We start from the raw sequence: 26,292 nt of genomic DNA on the forward strand, positions 1-26,292 counted from the left end.
GCATAGCCCTGTCGCCAGTCGCTCGTGTCCTGGGACCATCGGACCCCGCAGAACTCATGCCGGACCTCGAAGGTCAGCGGACGCTAGGCGGTAGTCCGGTGGAACCAGATGCACCGACGACCCTGTGTCGCCGGCACCAACAAGATGCCTGACAGGACCGCCAGCCAGGAAGAGTCTGCGCAGTGAGCGGACGCCGTCGGCGTCGAGAGACGCCACCTTTGAGAGTGCCATGGACGACGGTGGCAGTGTTGCAGCGTGTCGAACCTGCACATTCGGCGCTTGGACCCGATAGACAGGGTGGAGGGGGCACCACGAAGCGGCGCCCCGCGGAGGCGAGGAGGCCCAGGAATGGAATACGTGGTGATTCAGGTGACGCTCAAGGCGAAGTTCCTCGGAACAGGATCGGGAAACCTATCCGAACTCGAGAGCGTGCTTAACAAGCAGGCGGCGAAGGGGTACCGCCTGCACACGATCACAACCGCGTCCGCGAAGAGCGGCGGACTCGGTGGTGGTGACCGGATCCAGGCCACTATGGTCTTCGAGAAGCTCAGTTGAGGCGACGGCGCGTGACTCGGTAGTTGTGTCGCAGTGCGGCGGGGATTTCAGCCCGAGTGCAGTGAGGACGCACGGCCAGGTGGGCACACTATGCGGCATGACCGGACGTCGGTCGAGACGGCGTCCCGGTACTCAGTCGAGCCGGCAAGAAGGCGGACGGGCGGGGCGCAGCACGCGCCAGGGTCGATCGGCTGAGGTCAGTCGCTGGGGAACAAGGCGGTCCAGGCGGCGGCGTACTCCTCGTTCACTGACGGGACGACGGTGCCGCTCACCCGCAGCAGGTGCGTGCCCTTCAGGTGGTGCCACTCCGTTCCGAACGCCGGGGCCCAGATCGGCGAGGGTCTCCTGGATGTAGTCAGACCGGGCCTGTGCGTCTTCCGGAGTGGCGAAGACCTCGATGACGGCACCGGCGTCGATGCCGTCCCCGCCCTCAGCACGGGCGTCGGTGATCCGCGCCGCGGAGATGTACTGGCCGGGCCGACCGATCAGCTCGTTCGGGTCGTTGGTGTCGTCGTACACCGCGACGTCGGTGATGTTCGCGTTGGCTGCGCGCAGGGCTTCACTGGCGGCGGCGTCGTCTACCGGAATCACGGCCGTAGGAGTCGGTTCAGGCTCCGGTGTGGCGGTCGGCTCCGCCGTTGGTTCCTCGCTGGTCTGCGGTTCCGGGGACCCGGCCGAGGCAGGGGCATCCGATGGCAGATCCGGACACACCGGAGCGGCTGCGTGCCGGCTACTGAGGATCTGGACACGAAGGTGAGACGGCGGGCCGTCTCACGGGTCAACAACGCGCAGCGGACCCCTCGGCAAGACACCCAGCCGACGAGTCGTGCCCACGCGAGCGCGCACCGCTCGCAACGTCTCGGCTGGGCGCGCCCGCGCCTGGCGGCCTAGACCGCGGTCAGCGAGTTGAAGAGCAGGCTGGTCTGCGTCTCGCGGACGCCGGCGACGGCGCGGATGCGCTCCAGGACAAGGTCGAAGTCCGAGAGGCTCCGGCACCTTAGCTGCACGACCAGGTCCCAGACCCCGGTCGTGGCGTGCAACGCCTCGACCTCGGGGTAGCCGCGGATCTCCCGAACAACGGCCGCACCTTGGTTCGGCGCGGAGCGGACCATCGTGACGCCGCGGATGGCGTCGCGGTCGACATCGTTGCTCAACCGGACGGTGAAGCCCTCGATGACCCCGGAGCTGACGAGCCGGGCGATGCGTGAGGTAACGGTCGAGCGGTTCACGCCCAGCGCTCGCGCCAGCACCGCTACCGACGTTCGACTGTCGGCGCGGAGGGCCGCGATAAGGCCATGATCGAGGTCGTCCAGCACCCAAACAGCCTACTGCGGGTCTGCAAACCGCTGCGGAGTCAGGCGGAAGTTGCAACGGGTGCCGATTGCATGACCACTTCGCCGGTTCCTAGCGTCTAGGGCATGACCAGCGCAGGAGCAACAGCAGCCGACTCGACCGTCCCCGGGAGGGAGCCGCGCCAGCCGCTCGCCGGTGTCGGCCTCACGCACTTCGCCGGTCGCGCCGGCGACCACAACGACCGTGCCATGGTCGCCTCGGCGCACCTCGTGGCAGCACTCGGGGAGCTCCTGGCGACGTCGCCGGCCGTGATCGGGACGCCCGAGCCCGCACTGTCGACAGGGTGGGCCGAGGGGCTGTCCGCCGCCATGCCGACGCTGCAGGCGATGCAGCAGCGCCTCACGGCCGTCTTCGACGCGGGCCAGGTGCCGGTCACGGCTTCCAGCCGGTGCGCAGTCGCACTGGCCACCCTGCCGGTGGTCGCCGCTGCCCGGCCGGACGCGGTCGTCGTCTGGTTCGACTCGCACGCCGACATCAACACCCCCGACAGCACCACCACCGGCTACCTCGGGGGGCTGGCCTACAGCGGGCCGATGGGGATGTGGGACTCCGGGCTCGGCAGCGGCCTCGCTGCCGAGAACGCGGTGCTCGTCGGGGCTCGCGACATCGACCCCGCCGAGCAGGATCTGCTCGACCAGGGCGTCATCAAGCTCGTCCGGGTCGGACCCGGGATGGCCGACGAGCTCCGGGCCGCGGTCGCGGGCCGCCCGGTGTACCTGCACCTCGACTGCGACGTCTTGGAGCCGGGCATCGTCGCGACCGACTACCAGGTCCCGGACGGCATGACGCTCGAGGATCTGCACGCCTGCGCGGCTGTGCTCGCAGAGTCTGAGATCGTCGGCCTCGAGCTCGCCGAGCTCGAAGCGGACGGCGACCCTGCCCTCATTCACGGTCACGTCCAGGGTCTGCTGACGGCCCTCCGCCCGGTGTTCATGTCGTCCTGGACCTCCTGACAGGCACACCTAGCGAAGCTGGACAGACGAGTCGCGTCTCTAACGAGTTCTTCCAGCCAACCCGGGCCCGTGCGAGCCTTCCTCACAGGAGGAGTCCGGAACCGGCTGTGCGGGCGCGACCGCCCAGTAGGACTCGACCGGTGTCGGTGGTGACGACGGTCAGTTCGCCGCCTCGGGGCGATGCCTGCTCCGCGGCCAGGGTCGCGCCGAGCTGGTCGCGCCAGTACGGGCCGACTGTGCAGTGGGCCGAGCCGGTGACGGGGTCCTCGGGGATGCCGTACGCCGGCGCGAAGTAGCGCGACACCACGCCGGCGTCGTTCCGCTTGGCGGTGACGATGAGGCCGCCTGCGGGCAGGGCGGCGACGGCCCGCAGGTCCGGCGTGAGCTCCCGCACGGTGTCCTCCGATGCGAGGACCGCGAGGATGTTCCGCTCGCCCGGGTCGGCGGCGTCGGTGACACCCGTCCAGACGGGGATCGGGCCGGCAAGCGCGGCCAGCAGGCCGTGGTCTGGCGGGACAGGACTGGCCGGGAGGGCGGGGAAGTCGAGCACGATCCGGTCGCCCTCGCGCCGTGCAGTGAGGCGCCCGCTCAGGGTCTCGAAGACGGCGGTTGCGTGGGCCGGCAGGACGCCGGTCTCCCAGAGCCGGTGGGCGGCGGCGAGCGTAGCGTGCCCGCAGAGTGCGACCTCGGCGACGGGTGTGAACCAGCGCAGGTGGAACGTCGCCCGGTCGCCGGGGGTGAGGAACGCCGTCTCGGCCTGCGCGAGCTCGTTGGCGATGCCCTGCATCCACGCGTCGTCGGAGAGTTCGTCCAGCAGCACGACGCCGGCGGGGTTCCCGGAGAACGCTCGCGCGGTCGTGAAGGCGTCCACGAGCGCGAACGCGGTCCGTCTCGTCATCGCGTTCGCTCCAGGACGACGTCCCACTCAGACCTCACGCCTGCACTCTACGATGCAATATGGTGCACCGCATGGAACATGAAGCGCCGCTGGCTCGTCTCATCGGGGAGCGGGTGAGGAACGAGCGGCAGGCCCGGCAATGGACGCTGGATCAGCTCGCCAACTTCTCCGACGTCAGCCGCCGCATGCTGGTCAACATCGAGCAGGGTGCTGCCAATCCCAGCATCGGCATCTTGCTCAAGCTCAGCGACGCGCTCGGGGTCGGCCTGCCCGCGCTGGTCGAGCAGCCCCGTCCAACGAGTGTGAAGGTGACCCGCCGCGGCAGCGGGCCTGTGCTCTGGTCGAGCGAGGCCGGCGGCCGCGCGGTCCTCGTCGCGAACACCGTCCCGCCGGACGTCGTCGAGCTGTGGGACTGGGCCCTGGGCCCGGGCGACCGCTCCGCCAGCGAAGCGCACGTCGACGGGACCCGCGAGCTGCTGCACGTCCTCGAGGGCGAGGCCACAGTCGAGGTCGCCGAACAGGTCCTGGTCCTGCAGGCCGGGGACGCACTGTCCTTCCCCGGCGACGTGCCCCACGCCTACGCCAATCCGGGCGCCACGCCGGTCCGGTTCTCCCTGTCGGTGTTCGAGCCCGCCGTCGGCACCACACCCCGAGGAAGGACCGCCCATGCGTGACCTGAACGGGCTGCAGACCTACCTGGACGGCGCCCACGTCGACGACGCCGTGCTCGCGCTCCGCCCGGACTACCGAGCCCTCCTGCTCGCCGTCGACGGGATCGAGCCACGCCCGAGCGACGTCGCCAGCGAGGAGCTGCTCCTGCGGGCGGAGGAATCCGCCCGCGAGCAGCTGGCCACCGTGCCGGTCGACCAGCTCCCGCACATCGCGGCCTGGCGCGAGGCCTACAAGGCCATGGGCTCCAAGCCCAGCCGCACACGCAACAGCGCAGAGGCGCTGCTGCGCCGCGCCGAGGCAGGACTGCCGCGGGTGAACACGCTGACGGACGTCTACAACGCTGTGAGCCTGCTGCACCACGTGCCGATCGGCGGTGAGGACCTGGACCGCTACGCCGGACCGCCGCGACTGATCCGTGCGACCGGGCAGGAGCCGTTCGACACCATGACCAGCGGCGAGACCGTCGTGGAGCACCCGGACCCCGGGGAGGTGGTGTGGACCGACCAGGCAGGCGTCACGTGCCGACGGTGGAACTGGCGACAGGCCAAGCGAACCCAGCTCACCGACCACACCACGGCCGCCCTGTTCATCCTCGACGCCCTCGAGCCGCTCAGCGACGACGAACTAGGTGCTGCCGGCGACGAGCTCATCGGCCACCTCCGCCGGCTCGGTCGCGATGTCCGCGTCGCGAGGCGCCTCCTGGGTCAGTCGTGACGGTCAGAGGCTCCCATGGGCGGCTGCCGCCGTGGACGCTGGCGACAGCCGCGATGCTGTCGGTGCAGCTCGGGTCGGCGCTGTCGGTCGACCTCATCGACGAGGTCGGCGCCGCGGGCACGGCCTGGTTGCGCCTGACCGCGGGCGCCCTGGTGTTCCTGGTGATCGCCCGGCCACCGCTGCGCTCGGTCCGGCGCGCGGACCTCCCGGCGCTGCTCGGCCTCGGCGTCACCAGCGGGATCGTCACCATCTGCTTCCTGGCCGCTCTCGACCGCATCCCGCTCGGCACGGCCGTCGCCGTGGAGTTCCTGGGACCGCTGACCGTCGCAGCCGTGCGCAGTCACAGCCGCAGCGCCCTAGTCTGGCCGGGACTGGCCCTGCTCGGCGTCGTCGGGCTGACCGAGCCATGGAAGGGCGACATCAACGGCCCTGGGCTGGGCTTCGCCGCCATGGCCGCCGTCGGCTGGGCCGGCTACATCGTCCTCACCCAGCATGTCGGCGACCGCTTCACCGGCATCAGCGCGCTGTCGATGACCGTCCCGATCGCCGCGCTCACCGCCGCCGTCGTCGGCGTCCCGCAGGCCGCCGGACACCTCACCCCCGGCGTACTGCTCGCCGCCGTTGGCCTGGCCCTGCTCCTGCCCGTCCTGCCCTACGCGCTGGAGATGCTCGCACTACGCCGAATGACCCCGACCGCGTTCGGCACACTCATGGCGCTGGAACCCGCGATGGGCCTGCTGCTCGGGCTGCTGGTGCTGTCGCAGCAGCCCACGGCCATCCAGGTCGCCGGCATCGCCCTGGTCGTCCTGGCCGGAGCCGGCGCGCAACGCGGCGGCCACCGGACCACGCCGAGCGACGCCGACGACGAGCCGGTCCTACCACTACTCAGCGCTCCGGAGCCGACATGATCCAGGCCGACAAGCCGGACGAGACCCGACGAGCCGCTGCTATCCGGCCTTGCCGCCGGTCTCACATCGGAAACCGAGGCGCCGCTCGCCGACCTGCCAGCACTGCGGGATGCACCCCCGTGTTCCGGCCCTAAGCCTTTCGGCGAAGTCACCCACCGAGGGCGCCGCAGGCCACGTCTTCACCACCATCCGGGAACTGGCGGCGGCCTCCACCCGTCTAACGATCATCGGCACGAGCGGTAACGCTCGCGCCAGAGAGATCGGTCGGGCTCCGTCCGTTCCTGTTCATTTTCGCAGCGAGGCCTCCGCGCCGGCCGGCCGTCTTCACGTGAGCCGACTCAGGGCACGCGGTACCCCGCCGCCCGGAAGAGCTCGTACCACTGCGGCCGGGTCAGCGGCAGGTCCGAGCCGAGGGCCGCCCCGGTGACGCGCTCGGGCGTCGTCGTGCCCACGACGACCTGGATGTCGGCCGGGTGGCGGGTGATCCACGCGGTCGCGACGGCGATGGCTGGGATGTCGTACTCCGCGGCGATCCGGTCGATGACGGCGTTGAGCTCGGCGTACTCGGGGTTGCCGAGGAACGTCCCGGCCCGGGAGCCGGCCTGGAACGGGGACCAGGCCTGGACGGTGATGCCGTTGAGGCGGCAGTAGTCGAGCAGACCGCCGCCGTCGAGGACGACGGACTGGTCGAGCCCGGCCATGTTGGCCGTGACCCCCTGTGCGACGAGGGGGGCGTGCGTCATCGACAGCTGGAGCTGGTTGGCGACGAGCGGCTGGCGGACGGACCGCCGGAGGAGCTCGATCTGCCCCGGGGTGTGGTTGGAGACGCCGAACGCTCTGACCTTCCCCGCCGACTCGAGCTCGTCGAAGGCGCGGGCCACCTCGTCCGGCTCGACGAGGGCGTCGGGGCGGTGCAGCAGCAGGACGTCGATGCGGTCCGTGGCGAGGGCCTCGAGCGAGGCGTCGACCGACTCGAGGATGTGCTCGGCGGAGAAGTCGAAGTACGGCCCGTCGCGCACGATCCCGCACTTGGTCTGGATGGTCCACGTGTCCCGCTCGGACGGCGAGAGCCGCATCGCCTCGGCCCACCGGCGTTCGCAGCCGTGCAGGCTGTTCCCGTAGATGTCGGCGTGGTCGACCATGTCGATCCCGGCGTCGCGCGCCGTGCGCACGAGGGTGCGGACGTCGTCGTCGGACTTGCCGTCGATGCGCATGAGGCCGAGGACGACGTTCGACGCCGCCATCGCCTCCGTCAGGTTGATGTGTCGCATCTCAGGCCTCCGACAGGGTCGCGACCTCGGCGGCGTCGAGCTCGAGGTCCGCGGCGGCCGCGGAGTCCTCGATGCTCGTCGGCCGGGAGGCACCGGGGATGGGAAGGACGACCGGGGCGAGCGCGAGCTCCCACGCGAGGGTCACCTGGTAGACGCTCACGCCGTGCGCGTCGGCGACCCGCTGGAACGCCTCGTGCCGCGTGGCGAGCTCACCCGCGTTTGAGATGCCGCCCAGCGGGGACCAGGGCAGGAACGCGATCCCGAGCTCGGCGCAGTGCCGGAGCTCGCCCAGGCTCGAGCGGAAGGCGGGCGAGAACTGGTTCTGCACGGAGACGAGCCGGCCGCCGAGGACGCGCTGGGCCTCGTCGATCTGGCCGACGTCGGCGTTGGAGATCCCGGCCATCTGGATGACGCCCTCGTCGAGGAGCTCGGCGAGCGCTCCGACCGAGTCGGCGTAGGGCACGTTCGGGTCGGGCCGGTGGAACTGGTAGAGGCCGATCGCCTCGACGCCGAGCCTCTGCGCCGAGGCCTTGGCCGCGGACTTGAGGTACTCCGGACGACCGTCCTTGGTCCAGGAGCCGTCTCCGGGCCGCAGGTGGCCGCCCTTCGTCGCGACGAGCACGTCGGACGCGTCGCCGCCGTATCTGCGCAGGGCCTTGGCGATGAGCGACTCGTTGTGGCCGACCTCGCCGGCGTCCCGGTGGTACGAGTCCGCCGTGTCGATGAGCGTGACACCGGCGTCGAGCGCGGCGTGGATCGTCGCGATCGAGCGGCTCTCCTCGGGGCGCCCCTCGATCGACATGGGCATGCCACCGAGGCCGATCGCCGACACGGTGCGGTTGCCCAGAGTTCGCTGCTGCACGGGTTCTCCCTACATGGTGGATGACGGCGCAACACTAGACACCGGACCGCGCCGGGGCGACCGATGGAGACCTGCGCCCCCTACCTCCGCGCCCGCAGGCCAGCGCCCGCCGGTCCGCGGTGCTTGCGCCACGACGACGCCGCACGCAGCGCGCCGTCGCGGACGGTGGGCGTGCGGGCGGTGCGGGCGCCAGAACGCGTGGGCGCGACTCAGCGAGAGCGGTCGAGGGTGGCTCGTCCGTCCACCGTGATCTCGACGGTGGCGCTGTCACCGAGGATCTGGGCGGCGCCCCGCGGGACGGGCACGCGCACCCGCCAGTGCCCGGGCCGGTCGTCGACGTCGCGCAACGGCGGGGTGCCGGCCGGGTCCCAGTCCCGGATGGCCCCGCCGATCTCGGAGTTCCACGTCGCCCACGTGCACCCGCTGTCGGGCCCGCTGAGGGCGATGTCGACGACGAGCACGTCGGCCCAGTCCTCGGTCTGCTCGAGGTGGTCGGTGAAGAAGAGGATCCCCCCGCGCTCGCGCAGCGAGATGAGGCGGAGCCGCAGCACGTGGCGCATCGTCCGCACCCGGTCGCCGGTGCTGGGATCCTCCGGGCGCTTCGCCGTTGCGGAGAGGAACGTCGTCACGAGCGGGACGGGCGTGCGCGGCGCGTCCTGGCTGCGCGGGCGCTCGATCTGGATCGGGCACAGGTGCGCCGTGCTCTGCTCGTGGAGGATCGCGGGCAGCCCGCGGATCGACAGGGACGTCTCGAGCTGCCACACGGTGTCGTCGTCCGGGTCCCCGGGCAGGTCGAGGTCGACGAGGTTGGCGCGCACCGCGAGGTCCCCGAAGAGGAAGCGCCGCAGGTTCTGGTAGCCCTCCTCGGAGTTGACGATGCCGAAGCGCCCGCTGTGGCTGCGGTGGACGAGCGAGCGCGGGGCCCCGCGGACGTAGGCGTTGTCGATCTGGACGAGCCCGTCGCTCGCGGCGCCCACCGCCCCGGAGGACAGCCCCATCGCCGTCGTGTAGTCGGTCGAGTTCGTGCCGACGAGGCAGAAGAACCGGTCGAGCGGGTAGCCGTCGGCGGGCATGCGCGTGGCGTCGAACGCGCCGTCCGCGCCGATGGCCGGCGACCCCGACGGCGTGAGGTACTCGCGCATGCGCCGGGGGCCGAAGATGTCCGCACCGAAGAGGCCGGTCATGTCCCGCAGCCGCTCGAGCAGGCCCATACCGACGGCGAACTCGATCCCGCCGTGCGGCGTCGCGTAGGTGAACACCCGGTCGACGACGTCCGCGCCGGCGTCGGGACGGCCCCCGAGCTCCGGGTGCTCGGGGATGACCTTCTGGACGAGGCAGCGCACGACGAGGCCACCCATCGAGTGCGCGACGAGGAAGACCCGCGGGGCGCCGGTCTTGACCCGCACCGACTGGATGAGGTCGAGGAGGCTGCCGGCCGCGCGCTCGAGGGAGAACGCGTTCGGCTCGCGCGTGAGGGTGGGGGCGAACTCGTCGTAGAAGCGGTGGACCCACAGCGTCTCCGCCGGCACCGTGCCGTTCTCCTGGGCCTGGAGGTAGGCCCGCTGGTCGCCGCGGACGAGGAGCTGGTAGCCCTCGTCGATCATGAGGCGCAGGAGCGGGCTCTCGAACTGGTGGAAGACCGGGCGGTCCGCCTTGTCCACCCGCACCTGGACGGATCCCTCGTTGAAGCCGTAGAACGGGTCCTCGACCGCGGAGCTGATGCCCGACCCGCTGCCCGCGAAGCCGCGCACGTAGATGACCGGCAGCCGGCCGTTGCCCGGGTACGCCATCGGAGCCTCCTCGCTCGCGCCTCGCGGGGCGGCCCGGCGGGTGCTGCCCGGGGTGCTCCGCGCCGCCAGTGTCCCGACAGGTCCGGCGGGCTGTCCAGGGCTCCCCGGAAGGTCTGCGCGATCGGGCCGCGTCATGGCACTGCGCGCCCGGAGGCGGGCGTGCGGCACGAGGGCCGCGACCGCCCGTCGTGGGCCGCATGTGATGATCGCGACCATGGATGCTGAGCAGGCGGTCGTCCTCGTGCCGAGCCGGTACGAGGAGTGGGTGCGACGCTACGGCGACATGGCCTCGCACGTCACCACCCTCGTCCCCGGTGCCGTGGTGGAGCACATCGGCTCGACCGCCGTGCCCGGCCTCCCTGCCAAGGACGTCGTCGACGTCATGGTCGGGGTCGACGCCCGAGCCGTCCGGTCGACGGCCAGGCGGCTCGCGGCGGCAGGGCTCGACCTCGAGGGAGAGCGCGACCACCACTGCTGGCTGAGCGCGCCCGACCGGTCGGACCGGGCCTACGTCGTCCACGTCGTCGAGCACGGCGGCCGTCCGTGGACGAGGCGGGTGGCCTTCCGTGACCTCCTGCGCGGGGACGCGGCCGCGCGCGCGGCCTACCTCGACGTCAAGCGGGAGGCGGCGCGATCGACGCGTGGCTGGGACGCCTACACGCAGGCGAAGACCGGCGTCGTGGCCGAGCTCCTCGACCGCGCAGCGCCCGATCAGCGCTGAGCGCCCACGCCAGGCGTCGCCTCCGGTGACGGAGCCGCCCCGTTGTCACCGAGACGCCCAGTGCTGTTCGCTACGGTGTTCCCGACCAGTTCGCTGCTGCGCGGGTGCGGTACCCCTCACCCCGGACCTGAGGGGTGACGCCGATGAGGGTTGAGCAGCGGGCGCGGAGCCGAGCGCGCGGGGCCCACGTGATCGCGGTGGTCTCGCTGGTCGCGGTCGGGCTCGCCGGGTGCGGGCAGGCCGCCGCCGACGCTCCGCCCGAGGCCGCTGCGCCCACCGGGACGGCCTCGCCGGCGGCCTCCCCGACCCCGATCCGGGCGGGGGACCCCGCGTACGCCTGGCCGACCGAGGAGACCGCCGACCTCGTCATGCCGGTCGGGTGGTGGGGAGACTCGCCCCCGGAGCCGCAGTACTCCCAGCTCGCCCGCGAGCACACGCACGTCGTCCTCATCAACACGTGGCGCAACGTCGTGGTCGATGTCGTCGAGCGCGACAGCACCGGCACCGCCCACTCGCGACGCCCGACCGAGCCCGTCCGCATCGACCCGCAGTGGCCGGAGGAGTCCCTCGTCGTCCTCGACGCCCACACCCACGAGATGGTCGACGCCGTCGCGATCCCCGAGACGATCACGGCGATGCTCGAGGCTCCGGGGCGCCCGGGGGCGGAGGGTTGGGATCTCCTCAGCGACGAGGACACCCAGCGGTGGGCGGCGCTCGCCGCGGGCAGCGACTTCGAGCTCGTCGAGGCCCGGACCGACGGCAACGGTCAGGTCGGTGGGTTGTTCGAGGACGGGTCGGCCATCGGCATCACGTTCAAGGTCACGCCCGGTACCGGCCTCGTCCTCGCCGACGGCATCGACCTCGAGCCCTACGAGCCGATGAGCCTTGACGGCTTCGACGCTCGCGTCCACGCCGGCCCCGACGACGTCGACGTGCGCGCGCTGAGTCTCGACGCGACCTGCGCGGGCCTCGTCTCGACCTACCACCTCGAGCCGGCCGAGGTCACCGACACCCAGCGCGACTTCATCGTCGGCGTCCTGGCCGGGCGCGTCCTCACGACTGGCTGCTCGTAGCCGAACGGCAGCCCACACCCACCAGGGCGGTGGCGCAGGTTCGCCGGTCGGGAGGCACGGGACGACCAGCCCGTTCCCGACCCGGGTGCACCGCGGTCGCCCTCAGGCGGTGTCTTCGCGGACCGAGACCGGCCGGCGCGATGCCCGGCCCGGACGGCGTGGGACGGGCCTGGGCCTGGGCCTGAGGCGCCGGGCGCGTGCAGCCGCGTGCCGCACCCGCTCGGCCCGGTGCAGGACGTCAGCGGCGCCGGCGGGTACCGAAGATCGTCCGCGTGATCTCCCGCCCGAGCTGGGTCCCCGCGGAGGAGAGTAAGCTGTCCAGGGCCGTGCGCCCGGTGGGCCGCCGCGCGGACCCGTCCCGCGACGTCCGCCGGGTGGACGCGCGGTCCTCCCGCGCGAGCTTCTCCTGCAGGTCGCGCAGCTCCTTGTCCCGCGCGGCGCGCTCGGCCTCGGCGCGCGCCTCGGCGGCCTCCGCGGCGACCTCGGCCTCCTGGCGGGCGACGCGCGCGGCCAGGAGCTCGTACGCTGACTCGTTGTCCACCGCGGTGCCGTACCGTGCCGCGAGGTCCGAGGCCGCGATGACGCCGTCGACGGTGGCGCGGGCGGCGGGCGCCATCGACGAGCGTGGTGCGCGCACCCGGGTCCAGGCGACCGGTGTCGGGACGCCCGTCTCGGACAGGACCGTGACGACGGCCTCGCCCGTCCCGACCGACGTGAGCGTCTCCTCGAGGTCGTACGGGGAGGTGGGGAAGGTCCGCGCGGCCTCACGCAGGGCCGCGGCGTCCTTGGGGGTGAACGCCCGCAGCGCGTGCTGGATGCGGGCGCCGAGCTGGGCCAGGACGTCGGCCGGTACGTCCTTGGGCACCTGGGTGACGAAGACGATGCCCACGCCCTTGGACCGGATGAGCCGCACCGTCTGGGTCACCTGGTCGAGGAAGTCCTTCGAGGCCCCGGAGAAGAGCAGGTGCGCCTCGTCGAAGAAGAAGACGAGCTTGGGCTTGTCGAGGTCGCCCACCTCGGGCAGGGAGGCATAGAGGTCCGCCAGCAGCCACATGACGAACGTAGAGAACAGGCCCGGCCGGTCCTGGAGGGCCGGGAGCTGGAGCGCCGAGATGACGCCGCGACCATCGGCGGCGGTGCGGATGAGGTCGTGCGTGGAGAAGGCGGGCTCACCGAAGAACACGTCCGCGCCCTGCGCCTGGAGCGCCGCTATCTCGCGGAGGATGACGCCTGCGGTGGCCGTGGAGATCCCGCCGATGTCCTTGAGCTCGGGCTTGCCGTCGTCGGAGGTGAGGTAGGAGATCGTCGCGCGCAGGTCCTTGAGGTCGAGGAGCGCCAGCCCCTGCTCGTCCGCCCAGTGGAAGATGAGCGCGAGGCTCGACTCCTGGGTGTCGTTGAGCCCGAGGACCTTCGCCAGGAGCAGGGGCCCGAAGTCGGTGACCGTCGTGCGGATCGGCACCCCGTCGCCGACGCCGCCGAGGCTGAGGAGCTCGGTGGGGAACGCCGTCGGCGACCACTCCTGCCCGATGCCCACAGTGCGGGCGAGGAGGGCGTCCCCGCCCGGCCCCGGCTCGGCGAGTCCGGTGAGGTCGCCCTTGACGTCCGTGAGGAAGACTGGCACGCCCTGCTCCGAGAGGCCCTCGGCGAGGACCTGGAGGGTGCGGGTCTTGCCCGTGCCGGTCGCGCCCGCGACGAGGCCGTGACGGTTGAGCGTGCCGAGCGGGATGCCCACCTGGGCGCCGGGCACGGGGGCACCGTCCTCGACGAGGGCGCCGATCGGGAGCACGCCGTCACCTGGGGGGTAGCCGGCCGCTACCGCACGGGCGTGCTCCGAGAGGGCCGCGGCGACGACGGGCGTCCCGGCGGTGAGCACGTCCGCCGGCTCAGCCGCACCGGGCGCATCTGTCGCCGGTGCGTCTACCGTGCGCTGCGCGTCCGTCCGCCCACGGTCATGCGCTGGCGGCCGTTCGTCAGCCACCTCCGCCACCGTCGCCGGCTCGGGGTGCGGGACGCCAGCAGCGAGGGCGGCGTCGAGCGCGGCCTGCGCGGCCTCCGCTCGCGCTGCAGCCGCCTCGGCGACCGCCTGGGCGGCCTCGGCCCGCAGGCGCGCGATCTCAGCGGGGGAGGCCGGTGGAGCGCCTGTGGGCGGCGCGCTGGCGGGCGCGGATGGTGCGTCGTCGGCCATGCAGCGATCCTAGGTGCGCGCCCGCCGTGGTCGGGTCGAGCGCTCGGCGTCCCGGCGCCGCGACGTCCCGTCGCTCCGGTGGTCCGGCCGGCGGCCTCGGTGGTCGCGCGTCAGCTCGCGACGACGCCTCCGTCGCGGACCTCGACGGACACCGCGGGCAGGGGGTCCTCGGCCGGCCCGCGCAGGGCGTCACCGGTGGCGAGGTCGAACTCCGAGCCGTGGCACGGGCACCGCAGCGTCCCGTCCTCGGGGGTGACGACGCACCCTTGGTGCGTGCAGATCGCGCTGAAGGCCACGACCTCGCCCTGCGACGGCTGCGCGACGAGGATCTCGGCGCCGTCCGGCGTCGTCACCGCCACGGCCCCGCCGACGGGGACGTCGGCGAGCGCGACGAGCGGCTCGGCGCCCGACGGTGCGGGGGAGCCGCTGCCTCCGGACGGCGCGGACGAGCCGCCCCCCTCGGACGGTGGCGCGCTGCCGCCCGTCGGACCGGGCGTCCCGCCGTCGGCGCCGCAGGCGGCAAGCGTGACGAGCCCGGCGGCGGACCCCGCGCCGAGGAGCACGGCCCGGCGGCTGGGACACATCGGCGATTGTGCGGACAACGTCGCGTCCATGGTGGGAACGTACAACGTGCGGCGCGTGCCGTACACAGCCGAGGAGAGAGGGATCGCCATGCCGAGCTCAGCTGCCGAGGCCCGCCCACCCGGCGCCGCCGTGCCCGAGCCGCGCTCCTCGACCGTCCTGCGCTGGCTCACGGCCGCCGGCGTGCTCGTCTCCGCCGTCGTCCACCTCTACCTCTACCTCGACGGGTTCGACGCCATCGAGATCATCGGGCCGCTCTTCCTCCTCAACGGGGTGGCGGGGATCGTCATCGGCCTCGCCCTGCTCGTCTGGCGCCACCCGGTGTGGCTCGTGGCCGCTGTGGGCTTCTCCGCGGCAACGGCGCTCGCGTTCCTCGTCTCGACGACCGTGGGGCTCTTCGGCGTGCGGGAGCCGTTCTGGGGCGTGTCCCAGACGACGGCGCTCGTGGCCGAGCTCGTCGGGCTCGTCTGCGGGGCGCTGCTCCTCGCGCGGTGGTGGCGGCGTCGCCGCTGAGCGTCGTCCCTACGAGAGCGTCGTCGCGTCGTCGAGCCGGTAGTACGTGCGGTTCGTGTAGACGAGCGGGTTGCGCACCTCGGACTGCTGCGCCAGGACGGCGCGGACCGTGATGAGCAGGCTGTCGCCCACGGGAATGCGCTCCTCGATGACGCCGCGCACCCACGCCGTCGTCCCCCGCAGGATGGGCTCCCCGGTCGGCAGCGGCGCCCACCGGACCCCGTCGAAGCGGTCGACGCCGCGCGCCGCGAAGCGGGCGGCGACGTCCCGCTGGTCCTCGGCGAGGAAGTTGACGACGACGCTGTCCGCCTGCTCGAGCGCCGGTCGCGAGGACGACGTCGCCGCGAGCGAGAACGCGAGGACCGGGGGCGCGGCGGAGACGGAGATGACGGAGGTCGCGGTGAACCCGACCGGACCGTCCGGGCCGCGCAGGGTGACGACGCCGACCCCAGCCGGGTGGTGGCGGAAGACCCCCTTGAAGTCCGCGGCGCTGATCTCGCGGTAGTCCGGCTGCACGGTGTGCAGCCCCACGGCGTGCTCGGCGCTCATGCCACGCTCCGATCGGTCTCGACTACATCTGTCTATGACAACGCTGGGGGTGCGCCGCCATTCCCGGCGGGCGGTCGCGCGCGCCGAACGGGTCGTCGGTCGAGCGGGTTCGTGACCCATCGATGTCCCTTGAGCCGGACCGTACGCGGCGGCTCGCCGCTGTCGCGACGCGGGGTCGGCCGTCTCGCCAGGGGAGACGCAGACCACCGCTGCGTCCACTCATCTCGACATGTGAGAGGAGATCGGGCTGGGCGCGGCTGGTCGCGCGGACCTCTGCCACGTCTCGCGCGGCGGAACCTGAGACGCGCCCGACCGATTGTTGACATGTGAAGCATGTCTCCTCTAGCGTCTGCCCCAGGTTCAGAGCACCAGTGCGCTACTCGCGCAAAGCCCCGGCTTGCTGGTCGACAACCCCGCACGTGCGCGGGGTGCCCCGGGTGATGACCTGGCCTCACGAATGGCGTGAGGCAACGCTGCGCACCTCTGGTGCACGAGCACGAAGGAAGCAGGACGACCATGAGCACGCACCCGAGCCCCAGGTTGAGCCCCATCTCGCCTCGCTGCTCCATGCGCATGTGTTGTCGTCCCTGTATGTCGGTCTGACGACGTACCCAGCGATGCCCCGGCGCACCCCGCGCTGACGCATCACCGCTGACGAGGCCCCGGCGCGGGCGAGTGGCACGCGCGCCCCGGGACGACCTGCGGCAGCACTCCTTCTTGCGCGCGCTGCGCGACGACACCAGATGGACACGTGCCCCCATGACTGTTGCCTACCTCCCTGCCCGGCCCACCGACTCCGCCCGCACGACCCTCGGCCTCGACCTCACCGGCCTCGGCGCCGACCCGGGGAGCAGCTCCCTCGGTGTCGACCTGCCCGTCGAGAAGGCGAACCTCGCCCGCCTCGCCTCCTACACTCGCGCCGCGCACGAGGGCGGCGTCGCGTTCGTCGCGCTCGACGAGCAGTTCCGCCTGCGCTCCGACCGAGCCGTGCGCCGGGACGCATGGCTCGACCCGGTCGTGGCGGCCAGGCGCATCAGCCCGCACGCCCGTTCGGCGGGCCTCGTCTCGAGCGTCCCGCTCCGGCAGGCCGACCCGGGCGCCCTCGCCGGTGAGCTCGCGCAGATGGCGGGACCTGCCGGGACGTGGGCGGGGCTACAAGTGAGCGCCGGTACCGCGCGGGCGGACGCCGTCGCCGACGTCCTCGACCACGTGAGCCGCTCGCTCGGCCGGACGCGGCCGGGGTCCCGCCCCGTCGCCCGCCCGAGGGTCGTCGTGCCGCTGCGCTCCGAGGCGGACATCGAGCTGGCGGGCTCCGTCGCCGACGTCGTGCGGGTGCGCGAGCGCGACCTCAGCTGGGCGCGGGAGCTGCGCTACGCCGTCCGCGCGACGTCCCGCGCCGCCGGGCGCGGTGACGTCAGCGTGCTCGTCGACCTCCACACCGTCATCTCGGCCGACCGCGGCGCCGCGGAGGCACGGGCCGGGCTCGTCGCGGACATCGCCGGCGAGCACCCGTCGTGGGCGGGCGCGCTCGAGGCGGTCGGGACGGCCGAGGACGTCGTCGAGACGATGGAGCGGTGGATCACGGCGGGTGCGGCCGACGGGTTCGTCATCCTGCCGGGCTCGGTGCCCGCGGACGTCGCCGCCCTCCTGCGCGAGGTGGTGCCGGGCCTGCGCGCCCGTGGCCTCCTCGCCGAGGCCGCGGCGCCCGCCGCGGCGCCCGCGCGTCCCGCGGTTGACGGTGCCCGGAAGCCGCAGGCCCGCCGTGCGCCCGTCCGCGTCGTCCGGCCGCCGAGCCAGGCGGCCCGCACCCTCGCGGCGCGCCCGGCCTGAACGGACCGCGGGCGGGAGGGGCACCCGGGGGCCTGGTTCGCACGCGTCCCCGGGACTAGCCTCGGACGCATGAAGTTCGGCTTCGTGGCGAGCTGCGGCGGCACCGACGACATCCTCGAGATGGCCGTCGAGGCCGAGCGCTGCGGCTGGGACGGCTTCTTCACGTGGGACGGGATCACGATCGGCGCCCACGAGACCTTCGATCCCTGGGCGGTCCTCGGTGCCGTCGCCGTCCGGACGCGCACGATCCGCATCGGGGCCATGGTCTTCTCCCTGCCCCGGCGCAAGCCGTGGGAGGTGGCCCGCCAGGCCCTGACGGTCGACCACCTCTCGGGTGGGCGGCTCGTCCTGCCGGTCGGCCTCGGTGCGGTGGACGACGGCGGCTACAGCCGCGTCTCCGGGGAGGTGACCGACCGCCGCGCCCGCGCCGAGCGGCTCGACGAGACCCTCGCGTTCCTCGCGCAGGCGTGGACTGGGGAGACCTTCAGCCACGGCGGTGCGCACTACCGGGCCGAGGACATGATGTTCCGCCCGCTGCCCGTCCAGCGCCCGCGCATCCCCGTCTGGGTCGTCGCGGCCTGGCCGTCCGAGCGCTCGATGAGCCGGGCCGCCGCCTGGGACGGCGTGATCCCTCAGCCGCGGGGGCAGGCGATGGAGCAGCTCACGCCGGCCGACCTCGCGGCGATGGTGGCGTGGGTCGGGCAGCGCCGTGGCGGTGACGCCGGATCCTTCGACGTCGTCGTCGAGGGCGAGCTGCCGGAGGGTCGTGCGGCGGCTCGGGAGCACGTCCGCGCGCTCGCCGCGGCAGGTGCGACGTGGTGGGTCGACTCGTACTGGGACCTCGAGCACGAGACCCCGCAGACGCTCCTCGACCGCATCCGGCAGGGGCCGCCCGTCACGTGAGCGACCGGGTGCGCCCTCAGGGCGCGACGAGCGCGGCGTAGAGCTCCGCGTACCGGCGTCCGCGCCCGGCGTAGTACTCCGCCCGGTCGGGCACGGGCGCCGACGTCGTCCCCGTCGTCACTCTCGCGCGCGGCGTTCCCGGCGCGAGGGACGCGAGGGCGATGAGCGCCGTGCCGTGGAGCGTCGAACGCTTGATCGTCACAGGGGAGACCGGCGCGCCGAGAGCGTCGGCCAGCACCTGGAGCCAGGTGGGGAAGTCCTGGGTGACGCGACCGCCCGCCAGGATCCGCTCAGGCGCCCCGGCGACGGCGGCGAGCTCGGCAGCGACCCGGGCGTAGGACAGCGCGACACCCTCCATCGTCGCCCGGAAGAGCGCCGGGCCCGCCGTCGCTGCGGTGACGTCCGCGAGGACGGCCCGCGCACCGGCGGCCCAGCCGGTGCTGCGCTCCCCGCTGAAGTAGGGCAGCACCGCCGGCGTGGTCGGGTCCGGCGCGGCGGACAGGACCGCACCGAGGTCGGCGCCGTCGAGGCGGACGGTGCCCTCGAGCCAGCTCACCGCACGCCCGACGTCGTTGAGCGCGCCGCCGACGAGGGACCGGTCTGCGTCGACCCGGTAGCACCACAGCCCACCCGGCACGTGCGCCGGCACGCCAGGGACGAGCATCCGCATGGCGCCGCTCGTGGCGGCGGAGACGACGGCGACCGACGGGTCCTCGCCGCCCACGCCGACGTTGGCGGCGAACCCGTCCGCGATGACGGGGAACCACGCCGCGCCCCGGAGTGCGGGCCAGCGTGACTCGACACCGGTGAGCGGCCGGCCCGGGTCCCGGACCTCCGAGAGGTGCCCGGGGGTGATGCCGGCGAGCGCGAGGAGCCCGTCGTCCCACGCCCCGGTCCGCCGGTCGAGCAGGCCCGTCCACGCCGCCGTCGAGGTGCCGACGGCGGTCGTCCCGAGCAGCCGGTCGTAGACGTACTCACCGACGGAGAGCCACCGGTGCACCGCGGCGAACGTGACGGCATCGGTCTCGCGCAGCCAACGCAGGCGAGCGGGCAGGTAGCTGGAGTGCAGGCGCGTGCCGGTCCGCTCCCGGAGCGACTCCTCGTCCACCTCGGCCCGCAGGGCGGTGACCTGGTCGGCGCACCGGGCGTCGGCGTACGTGAAGCACGGCGTGAGCGCGCGCCCACCCGCGTCCACGCCGACGAGGGAGGAGGCGAAGGTGTCGAGCGCGACGCCCGCGACACGGCCGGCGAGGTGCGGCTGCGCCAGCGCCGTGAGGATGTCCTCGACCTCGCTGACGACGGTGTCCGGGTCGATGACGGAGGTGCCGTCTGCGCCGGTCGTGAACTGGTGCCGCACCTTGTGCCGGAGCCCGCGCACCGGCAGGCCGGCCGTGTCGTAGACCCCGCCCCGGCTGCCGGTCGACCCGACGTCGAGGGCGAGGACGAGCGGGCCTGCGGCGTCGGCGAGCTCGACGCTGAAGTCGGACATGCGCACCTCGTGAGGGCTGGGGGCCTGGGCTTCGATGCTAGGCGCCCGGCACCAACGGGTCACGTCCGCTCCCCGCGCGCCGTAGGGTCAGGCCATGGCAGGCGTCGCGGTCCTCACCGACTCCACGGCATCGTTGCCGCCGGAGCGCGCGGCGGAGCTCGGCATCACCGTCGTCCCCCTGCGCGTCATCCTCGACGGGCAGGACCTCCCCGACGACGGCGTCACGCTCACGCGGACCGACCTCGCGAGTGCCATGCGCGCCGGCGCGACCGTGACGACGTCCCAACCGAGCGCCGCCACCTTCACCGACGCGATGGTCGCCGCCCTCGACGCGGGGGCGGACGCCGTCGTCAGCCTCCACATCTCCGCCGAGCTGTCGGGGACGGGCGAGACGGCGCGGGTCGCGGCGGCTGCGGCCGCCGATGCCCGTCCCGGCGCGCGCATCCACGCGGTGGACACCCGGACCGCGGCGGCCGGGACCGGCCTCGCGGCCATCGCGGCGGCCGAGGTCGCGGCCGCCGGCGGGGACGTCGAGCGCGTCCTCGCCGCGGCGCGCGAGGTGGCCGCCCGGAGCAGGGTGTTCTTCGTCGTGGCGGACCTGCACCACCTCGCCCGGGGCGGGCGGATCGGCCAGGCCCGTGCCTTCGTCGGGTCCGCGCTCGGGATCCGGCCCATCCTCGGCATCGAGGCGGGGCGGATCGCCGTCCTCGAGACCGTCCGGGGGGCGGCGCGCGCCCGCCGCCGCCTCGTCGAGCACGCCGTCCGGGCGGCGGGCGGGCCCGGCGCCGCGACCCCGCGGGGAACGGCGGCCCGGGTGCGGGTCGCCGTCCACCACTTCGACGCGGCCGACGACGCGCACGCGCTCGCGACGCAGGTGCGGGAGCGGCTCGAGGAGACGGGCGCCGACGTGGCCGAGCTGATCTTCAGCGAGGTCACGGCCGTCATCGGCGCGCACACCGGGCCGGGGTGCCTCGGGCTCGTCGTCGCACCGGCCGGGCCCGCCGCCCGGGCTTCCTCCACATCGCGGTCCGAGGTCTGACCGTCCCCAGCGTGGCCGTGGGGCCGGCCGACGTACGGGTGCGCGCACCTACGTTCGGCGCGTGGACGGTCACGGGGCACGGAGGGCGGCCGGCCCGCAGAGCCAGCGGCTGCGGAGCCTGACCCGGAGCGCGTACAACGCCACGGCCGGCCACCTCGACCTTGACGGCGAGATCGGTGCGCCGCTGACCGAGGAACCGGCACGGGGCGGCCACGCTGCGCGGAGCGCTGCGGGGGTGCGCGACGGCGCGGGGCCGCGGCGACCGCGCGGACGGTCCCGGCGGTGGGCGGTCCCCTCCCGGGCGGCGCTCGTGGCGGGCACGGTCGTCCTGCTCCTCGCCGGGATGCTCGGTGCGCGCGCGCTCGTGGTCGGCCCGACCGATCCGGTGCTGCTGCCGCCGGTGGCCGGCGCCCCGCACGGCGGCGCCGAGCAGGAGGGGGCGGACGGGGCGTCGGAAGGCGGCGCAGCTGAGGGAGTCGGCGAGCAGGGAGGTGGCGGCAACGGCGCCGGTGGAGGTGGTGACCGCGGCGGCAGTGGTGACGGTAGCGGCGGTGACGACGTGAGCGGTGGGGGCGGCGGAGGTGGCGGCGCGGACGACGCCGCCGGCTCGCCTGCGGGCACTGGCCCGCCCGGCACCGACCGGGGGAGCGATGCCGGCGCCGTCGTCGTCCACGTCGCGGGTGCCGTCACCCGGCCCGGCGTCGTCCGGCTCGCCGCGGGGTCGCGGGTGGCTGACGCGCTCGACGCGGCGGACGGGGCGCTCGCGACGGCCGAGCTCGCCGCGATCAACCTCGCCCGCGTGCTCGTCGACGGCGAGCAGGTGTACGTCCCGGCCGTCGGGGAGGCGGTCCCCGGCGTGGCGCCCGGGCCGGTGGGTGGCTCCGGCGGCGCTGGCAGCGCCGCGGGCGGTGAGGGTGCCGGCGCGGGTGCACCGGGAGGTGGCGGGTCGGCGACGGGCAGCGCGCTCGGGGCGGATGGTGTCGTCGACCTCAACACGGCGGGGCTGGCCGAGCTCGACACCCTGCCCGGGGTCGGGCCGGCGATCGCGCAGCGGATCCTCGACTGGCGGACGGACAACGGTCCCTTCCTCGCCGCGGACGAGCTGCTCGAGGTCTCGGGCATCGGGCCGACGACGCTCGAGCGGCTGCGAGAGCGGGTGCGTCCGTGAAGCCCGTCCCGCCCGTCGACGCCCGCCTCGTGCCGGCGGCGCTCGTGGCCTGGCTCCTCGCGTTCGGGGGCGTCCTCGTGCCCGCGGCGACCGTAGCCGTCTGCGGCACGCTCGTGGCGGTCGCGTGCGTCTGGCCTGCCGTCCGGACGGTCCGCGAGCTTCGGCGCGCGAGCCCCCGGGCGCGGGACCCGACCGGCCCCCGCGTCTCCGCACACCCGCGCGGGCGCACCGGTCGGCTCAGCGGAATGTGGCGGCGCGGCGGCGGAGACCTGCCCGGGCGCAGCGGCCGGCTCCGCGGGACGTCACAGCAGGGCGGCACGGACGAGGGGAACGTTCCCTCCGGGCGCCACCGCGCCGCTGTGCACGCGCCGGTGGCGGCGGCCGTCCTCGTCGCCGGTGCCGTGGCCGCTGCCACGCTCCTCGCGGTGGCCGGGCACGTCCACGTCCGCACGAGCGGCACCCTGGCGGTGCTCACCGAGCGGTCGGCGAGCGTCGCGTTGACGGGGCGGGTCGCCGCGGACCCGGCACCGCTCGCGCCGGCCCACGCGTGGGACACGGAGCCGCGCTACCGGGTGCGCCTCGACGTCGGCGCGGTCGAGCGTCGCGGCGTCGTCGGTGCCGCCCGGGCGCCGGTCCTCGTCCTCGGACCGCAGGAGTGGGCGTCGGTCACGCTCGGCGCGACGGTCCAGGCACGGGGGCGGCTCGTCGCCACCGACCCGGGCGACGACGTCGTCGCGCTCCTCGTCGCCGGTGGGCCGGAGGTGGTCCGCCCGCCCCCTGGTTACCAGCGGGCGGCGGGGGCCATGCGGGCCGGGCTCGTCGACGCCGTCGCGGCTGCCTCGCCGCAGGCGCGCGGGCTCGTCCCCGGGATCGCCGTCGGTGACGACAGTGCGCTGCCGCCGGAGCTCGACGCCGCGATGACGGCGGTCTCGCTCACCCACGTCACGGCCGTCTCGGGCGCGCACGTCGCCATCATCCTCGGCACCGTCCTCGCCCTGCTCGTGTGGGTGCCCCGCTGGACACGGGCGGTGCTCGGCGGGCTCGTGCTCGTGGGGTTCGTCGTCCTCGTCCGGCCCGAACCGAGCGTGCTGCGTGCCGCCACGATGGGCGCCGTCGCCCTCGTCGCGCTCCTCCTCGGCCGCCCGGCCCGGGCGCTGCCGGGCCTGTGCGCGGCGGTCGTCGTCCTGCTCCTGGTCGACCCGTGGATGGCACGCTCCTACGGGTTCGTCCTCTCCGTGCTCGCCACCGGCGGGCTCGTCCTGCTCGCCGGCCCGTGGGCGCAGGCGCTGTCCACCCGGTTGCCCGGCTGGCTCGCGCACACGATCGCCGTGCCGGCGGCAGCCCAGGTCTGCTGCGCGCCGGTGATCATCCTCCTCAGCCCCGGCATCGCCACCTACGCGGTGCCGGCCAACGTGCTGGCGGCCCCCGCCGTCCCACCGGCCACCGTCCTCGGCGTCCTCGCGACCCTCTGCGCGCCGTGGTGGCCGGACGCGGCGGGCGCGCTCGCGGGCGCAGCGGGGTGGTTCACGGCCTGGATCGCACTCATGGCGACGTTCTGGGCGGGCCTGCCCGGCGCGCAGGTGCCTTGGCTCGGGGGCGCGCCCGGCGCCGTGGCGCTCGTCGTCGTCACGATCGTGGCCATCATCCTCGCGCGGCGTCTCACCTGGCGGCCCGCGCAGATGGTCGTGCTCGTCGTCGTCGCCCTGCTCGTCGTCGTGCCGGGCCCGCGCCGCGCGGTGACCGCCTGGTGGCCGGGGGCGTGGCCGCCGCAGGGCTGGCTCGCCGTGCAGTGCGACGTCGGGCAGGGCAGCGCGTTCGTCGTCCGCAGCGGGCCGGGCGCCGCGGTCATGGTCGACGTCGGCCCGCTCGACGGCGGAGCCGACGCTTGCCTGCGGGGGCTGGGTGTCACGCACCTCGACCTGCTCGTCCTCACCCATCTGCACGCGGACCACGTCGGTGACCTCGCGGCGGTCATGGAGGGCCGGACCGTCGAGCGCGCGCTCCTCAGCCCGCACGGCGAGCCGCGAGCCGCAGCAGCGGCCGTGCTCGACGATCTCGCGGACGCCGGCGTCGAGGTGCTCCGGCCCGCGGCGGGCGACGCGGGGACCGACGGGGCCGAGCCCGTCCGGTGGAAGGTGCTCTGGCCGACGGCGCGTGCCGTGTCCGCGGCACCGGCGGGTGACGGTGACGCGGTCAACGACCTCTCGCTCGTCGTCCGGCTCGAGACGCCGGGCCTCTCGGTCGTCGCCCTCGGGGACATCGAGCCGGGCGGGCAGCGCGGCCTCCTGCGGGAGCTGCGCCTCGCGGATGCTGCGGGCGGGCCGGGCCCGCCCGACGACGTCGTCCTCGTCCCGCACCACGGCTCGCCCCGGCAGGACGCGGCCCTGGCCGAGCACCTGGCGGGTCGGCTCGCCCTCGTCAGCGTGGGCACCGGCAACGACTACGGCCACCCCGCGCCGACGACGCTCGCGATGTACCGCGCGGGCGGCGCGCTCGTCCTGCGCACGGACGAGTGCGGGGCGGTCGCCGTCGTCCGCACGCGCGGCGGCCTCGGGGCGGTGTCGGGCTGCCGCCCGCGCACCGGTCGCCTGAGGCTGTCGGTAGGTCGTGGCAGGCTGGACCCGTGCCACCGAGGACCCGCAGACCGAGCCCAGCGCCCGCAGGGGTGAGCTGGGACGCCGTCACGCTCGCGCCCGTCGTGCTCGTCCGGGGCCCTGAGGGTCTCCTCGCGGACCGTGCCGTCGCGCGGCTCCTCGACCAGGCCCGCGCCGACGACGAGCACGTCGAGGTCACGCACCTCGAGGCCGCCGGCTACGAGTCGGGCCAGCTCGAGATGATCGCGAGCCCCTCGCTGTTCGGGGAGAAGCGCTGCGTCGTCGTGGCCGGGGTCGAGGCCTGCACCGACGCCCTCATCGACGACGTGCTGGTCTACCTGCGCAACACGCCCGACGACGTGTGGCTCGTCCTTCGCCACAACGGCGGGCAGCGGGGAAAGAAGCTCCTCGACGCCGTCGTCGCCGGTGGGCACCCCGTCGTCGCGTGCGAGCAGATCAAGAAGGACGGCGACAAGGCCGCGTTCGTCTCCGCCGAGTTCCGGCGCGCCAGGCGGCAGGTCGAGCCCGCCGCCGTCCAGGCCCTCGTCCAGGCCGTCGGGTCTGACCTGCGCGAGCTCGGCGCGGCCTGCCTCCAGCTCGTCGCGGACACGACCGGGACGGTCACGTCCGACGTCGTCGAGCGCTACCACGGCGGTCGGGTGGAGGCGTCCGGCTTCCGCGTCGCCGACGCCGCGATCGCCGGCCACGCGGCGGAGGCCGTCACCCTCCTCCGGCACGCCCTCGGCACGGGTGCGGACCCCGTCCCGCTCGTCGCCGTGCTCGCCCTCAAGCTCCGCACGATGGCGAAGGTCGATGCCACGCGCGGGCGCAGCGGCTACAGCGTCGCGGACCTCGGCATGGCGCCGTGGCAGGTGGACCAGGCGCGCCGGTCCCTCGCCGGGTGGACGCCGGAGGGGCTCGCGGCCGCCATCACCGCCGTCGCCGCCGCCGACGCCGAGGTCAAGGGGATGGGCCGGGACCCGGAGTTCGCGGTCGAGCGCGCCGTCCTGCGGATCGCCGCGAGCCGGGGCGGCTCGTGAGCGGGACGCCCGGCGCGGCGGCGGGCGAGCAGACCGGCCCGGCCGGCGCGGCGCATGCCCCGGGCGATCCCGCAGACCTGCCCGCGGCGCAGGCTGACCCGGTTGCGCCCGGCGACCACCACGGCCGTTTCCAGGTCGTCCCGGCGGCGTACGTCGTCCTCACGCGCGCCGGCGCCGACGGGCCCGAGGTGCTCCTCCAGCTCCGCCGCGGCACCGGCTACATGGACGGGTACTGGGCCTGCGGCGCCGCCGGCCACGTCGAGGCGGGCGAGAGCGTCCACGCCGCCGCGGCGCGCGAGGCCCGCGAGGAGCTCGGGGTCCGGATCGCCGCCGCGGACCTCCTCCCGCTCACGGCCATGCACCGCACGGCCGGGAACGGGCGTGCCATCGACGAGCGGGTCGACTTCTTCTTCTCCTGCCGGCACTGGGAGGGCGAGCCGCGCGCCGCCGAGGACGCGAAGACGGCCGACCTGCGCTGGATCGCCCTCGACCGCCTCGACGAGCTCGGCGCGCCGGTCGTCCCGCACGAGCGCGTCGTCCTCGACGGCCTGCTCCGGGGCGACCTGCCCCCCGTCGTCACCGTCGGCTTCGACCCAGTCGGTTCCGACCCCGCCGGCTAGCGGACGCTCG

At 74.3% G+C, this 26,292-nt stretch carries 25 protein-coding genes and 1 riboswitch; of the genes, 15 read left to right on the forward strand and 10 right to left on the reverse strand.

Going from position 1 to position 26,292, the window contains the following annotated elements:
* Positions 1-348: 348 nt before the first annotated feature.
* The gene (locus V2J63_RS03875) at positions 349-555 is read left to right on the forward strand and encodes a DUF4177 domain-containing protein (protein ID WP_331229683.1); all 207 of its coding nucleotides are present in this window, start codon (positions 349-351) and stop codon (positions 553-555) included.
* Between the two features lie 132 nt (positions 556-687).
* Here the strand turns inward: V2J63_RS03875 and V2J63_RS03880 are convergent, their stop codons facing one another.
* Positions 688-1,146: a hypothetical protein gene (locus tag V2J63_RS03880; RefSeq protein WP_331229684.1), complete on the reverse strand. Its 459-nt coding sequence runs from the start codon at positions 1,144-1,146 to the stop codon at positions 688-690.
* Between the two features lie 296 nt (positions 1,147-1,442).
* Entirely contained in the window at positions 1,443-1,871 is a 429-nt protein-coding gene (locus V2J63_RS03885) for an Lrp/AsnC family transcriptional regulator (RefSeq protein ID WP_331229685.1), read from the reverse strand.
* A gap of 102 nt (positions 1,872-1,973) precedes the next feature.
* Between V2J63_RS03885 and V2J63_RS03890 the strand changes: the two genes are divergently transcribed.
* Positions 1,974-2,861 carry an arginase family protein gene (locus V2J63_RS03890; RefSeq protein WP_331229686.1) on the forward strand — a complete coding sequence of 296 codons (888 nt, stop codon included), beginning with the start codon at positions 1,974-1,976 and terminating at the stop codon, positions 2,859-2,861.
* An 82-nt stretch (positions 2,862-2,943) separates the two neighbouring features.
* Here V2J63_RS03890 and V2J63_RS03895 read toward each other — a convergent pair whose 3' ends face one another.
* Entirely contained in the window at positions 2,944-3,759 is an 816-nt protein-coding gene (locus tag V2J63_RS03895) for a PhzF family phenazine biosynthesis protein (RefSeq protein ID WP_331229687.1), read from the reverse strand.
* A 59-nt stretch (positions 3,760-3,818) separates the two neighbouring features.
* Between V2J63_RS03895 and V2J63_RS03900 the strand changes: the two genes are divergently transcribed.
* From V2J63_RS03900 to V2J63_RS03910, 3 genes are read left to right on the forward strand one after another with little or no spacing between them, the layout of a single operon-like run.
* Complete coding sequence (locus V2J63_RS03900) at positions 3,819-4,433, forward strand: helix-turn-helix domain-containing protein (protein ID WP_331229688.1); 615 nt, start codon at positions 3,819-3,821, stop codon at positions 4,431-4,433.
* On the forward strand, positions 4,426-5,145 hold the full coding sequence (locus V2J63_RS03905; RefSeq protein WP_331229689.1) for a B3/B4 domain-containing protein: 720 nt from the start codon (positions 4,426-4,428) through the stop codon (positions 5,143-5,145). The genes V2J63_RS03900 and V2J63_RS03905 overlap by 8 nt, the downstream gene beginning before the upstream one ends.
* Before the next feature lie 53 nt (positions 5,146-5,198).
* The gene (locus V2J63_RS03910; protein ID WP_331229690.1) at positions 5,199-6,053 is read left to right on the forward strand and encodes an EamA family transporter; all 855 of its coding nucleotides are present in this window, start codon (positions 5,199-5,201) and stop codon (positions 6,051-6,053) included.
* Positions 6,054-6,391: 338 nt separating this feature from the next.
* Here the strand turns inward: V2J63_RS03910 and V2J63_RS03915 are convergent, their stop codons facing one another.
* The 3 genes from V2J63_RS03915 to V2J63_RS03925 all read right to left on the reverse strand — a co-directional run bounded on the left by V2J63_RS03915 (position 6,392) and on the right by V2J63_RS03925 (position 9,976).
* A complete protein-coding gene (locus V2J63_RS03915; RefSeq protein WP_331229691.1) occupies positions 6,392-7,324 on the reverse strand; it encodes an aldo/keto reductase in 933 nt (310 codons plus the stop codon).
* Position 7,325: 1 nt separating this feature from the next.
* Positions 7,326-8,186: an aldo/keto reductase gene (locus V2J63_RS03920; RefSeq protein WP_331229692.1), complete on the reverse strand. Its 861-nt coding sequence runs from the start codon at positions 8,184-8,186 to the stop codon at positions 7,326-7,328.
* A gap of 209 nt (positions 8,187-8,395) precedes the next feature.
* Positions 8,396-9,976 carry an esterase/lipase family protein gene (locus tag V2J63_RS03925; RefSeq protein ID WP_331229693.1) on the reverse strand — a complete coding sequence of 527 codons (1,581 nt, stop codon included), beginning with the start codon at positions 9,974-9,976 and terminating at the stop codon, positions 8,396-8,398.
* Positions 9,977-10,190: 214 nt separating this feature from the next.
* On the opposite strand from V2J63_RS03925, the gene V2J63_RS03930 reads away from it, so the two are divergent.
* Complete coding sequence (locus tag V2J63_RS03930; RefSeq protein WP_331229694.1) at positions 10,191-10,697, forward strand: GrpB family protein; 507 nt, start codon at positions 10,191-10,193, stop codon at positions 10,695-10,697.
* A 143-nt stretch (positions 10,698-10,840) separates the two neighbouring features.
* Complete coding sequence (locus V2J63_RS03935) at positions 10,841-11,770, forward strand: hypothetical protein (RefSeq protein ID WP_331229695.1); 930 nt, start codon at positions 10,841-10,843, stop codon at positions 11,768-11,770.
* 238 nt (positions 11,771-12,008) lie between these two features.
* Here the strand turns inward: V2J63_RS03935 and V2J63_RS03940 are convergent, their stop codons facing one another.
* Positions 12,009-13,955 (reverse strand): helicase HerA-like domain-containing protein, encoded by a 1,947-nt coding sequence (locus tag V2J63_RS03940; RefSeq protein ID WP_331229696.1) that lies wholly within the window; start codon positions 13,953-13,955, stop codon positions 12,009-12,011.
* Positions 13,956-14,065: 110 nt separating this feature from the next.
* Positions 14,066-14,539 (reverse strand): Rieske (2Fe-2S) protein, encoded by a 474-nt coding sequence (locus tag V2J63_RS03945; protein ID WP_331229697.1) that lies wholly within the window; start codon positions 14,537-14,539, stop codon positions 14,066-14,068.
* An 88-nt stretch (positions 14,540-14,627) separates the two neighbouring features.
* Here V2J63_RS03945 and V2J63_RS03950 point away from each other — a divergent pair, with 88 nt between their 5' ends.
* Complete coding sequence (locus V2J63_RS03950) at positions 14,628-15,050, forward strand: hypothetical protein (protein WP_331229698.1); 423 nt, start codon at positions 14,628-14,630, stop codon at positions 15,048-15,050.
* Between the two features lie 9 nt (positions 15,051-15,059).
* Here the strand turns inward: V2J63_RS03950 and V2J63_RS03955 are convergent, their stop codons facing one another.
* Complete coding sequence (locus V2J63_RS03955) at positions 15,060-15,599, reverse strand: flavin reductase family protein (protein ID WP_331229699.1); 540 nt, start codon at positions 15,597-15,599, stop codon at positions 15,060-15,062.
* Positions 15,600-15,956: 357 nt separating this feature from the next.
* Positions 15,957-16,078, forward strand: a riboswitch (SAM riboswitch).
* Positions 16,079-16,358: 280 nt separating this feature from the next.
* Here V2J63_RS03955 and V2J63_RS03960 point away from each other — a divergent pair.
* Together V2J63_RS03960 and V2J63_RS03965 are read left to right on the forward strand one after the other, a co-directional pair.
* A complete protein-coding gene (locus V2J63_RS03960) occupies positions 16,359-17,429 on the forward strand; it encodes an LLM class oxidoreductase (protein ID WP_331229700.1) in 1,071 nt (356 codons plus the stop codon).
* A gap of 69 nt (positions 17,430-17,498) precedes the next feature.
* Positions 17,499-18,332: an LLM class flavin-dependent oxidoreductase gene (locus V2J63_RS03965; RefSeq protein WP_331229701.1), complete on the forward strand. Its 834-nt coding sequence runs from the start codon at positions 17,499-17,501 to the stop codon at positions 18,330-18,332.
* Positions 18,333-18,348: 16 nt separating this feature from the next.
* Here V2J63_RS03965 and V2J63_RS03970 read toward each other — a convergent pair whose 3' ends face one another.
* Positions 18,349-19,821, reverse strand: a complete 1,473-nt coding sequence (locus tag V2J63_RS03970) for a gluconokinase (protein ID WP_331229702.1) — start codon at positions 19,819-19,821, stop codon at positions 18,349-18,351.
* 94 nt (positions 19,822-19,915) lie between these two features.
* On the opposite strand from V2J63_RS03970, the gene V2J63_RS03975 reads away from it, so the two are divergent.
* The 5 genes from V2J63_RS03975 (at position 19,916) to V2J63_RS03995 (ending at position 26,282) form a co-directional block, all read left to right on the forward strand.
* Entirely contained in the window at positions 19,916-20,860 is a 945-nt protein-coding gene (locus V2J63_RS03975) for a DegV family protein (RefSeq protein WP_331229703.1), read from the forward strand.
* Between the two features lie 61 nt (positions 20,861-20,921).
* On the forward strand, positions 20,922-22,028 hold the full coding sequence (locus V2J63_RS03980; RefSeq protein ID WP_331229704.1) for a ComEA family DNA-binding protein: 1,107 nt from the start codon (positions 20,922-20,924) through the stop codon (positions 22,026-22,028).
* Entirely contained in the window at positions 22,025-24,697 is a 2,673-nt protein-coding gene (locus tag V2J63_RS03985; RefSeq protein WP_331229705.1) for a ComEC/Rec2 family competence protein, read from the forward strand. The genes V2J63_RS03980 and V2J63_RS03985 overlap by 4 nt, the downstream gene beginning before the upstream one ends.
* The gene (holA, locus tag V2J63_RS03990; protein ID WP_331229706.1) at positions 24,694-25,662 is read left to right on the forward strand and encodes a DNA polymerase III subunit delta; all 969 of its coding nucleotides are present in this window, start codon (positions 24,694-24,696) and stop codon (positions 25,660-25,662) included. The genes V2J63_RS03985 and holA overlap by 4 nt, the downstream gene beginning before the upstream one ends.
* On the forward strand, positions 25,659-26,282 hold the full coding sequence (locus V2J63_RS03995; RefSeq protein WP_331229707.1) for an NUDIX domain-containing protein: 624 nt from the start codon (positions 25,659-25,661) through the stop codon (positions 26,280-26,282). The genes holA and V2J63_RS03995 overlap by 4 nt, the downstream gene beginning before the upstream one ends.
* Positions 26,283-26,292 lie beyond the last annotated feature (10 nt).

Source organism: Georgenia wangjunii (genome assembly GCF_036421975.1).
Classification (GTDB): domain Bacteria; phylum Actinomycetota; class Actinomycetes; order Actinomycetales; family Actinomycetaceae; genus Georgenia_A; species Georgenia_A wangjunii.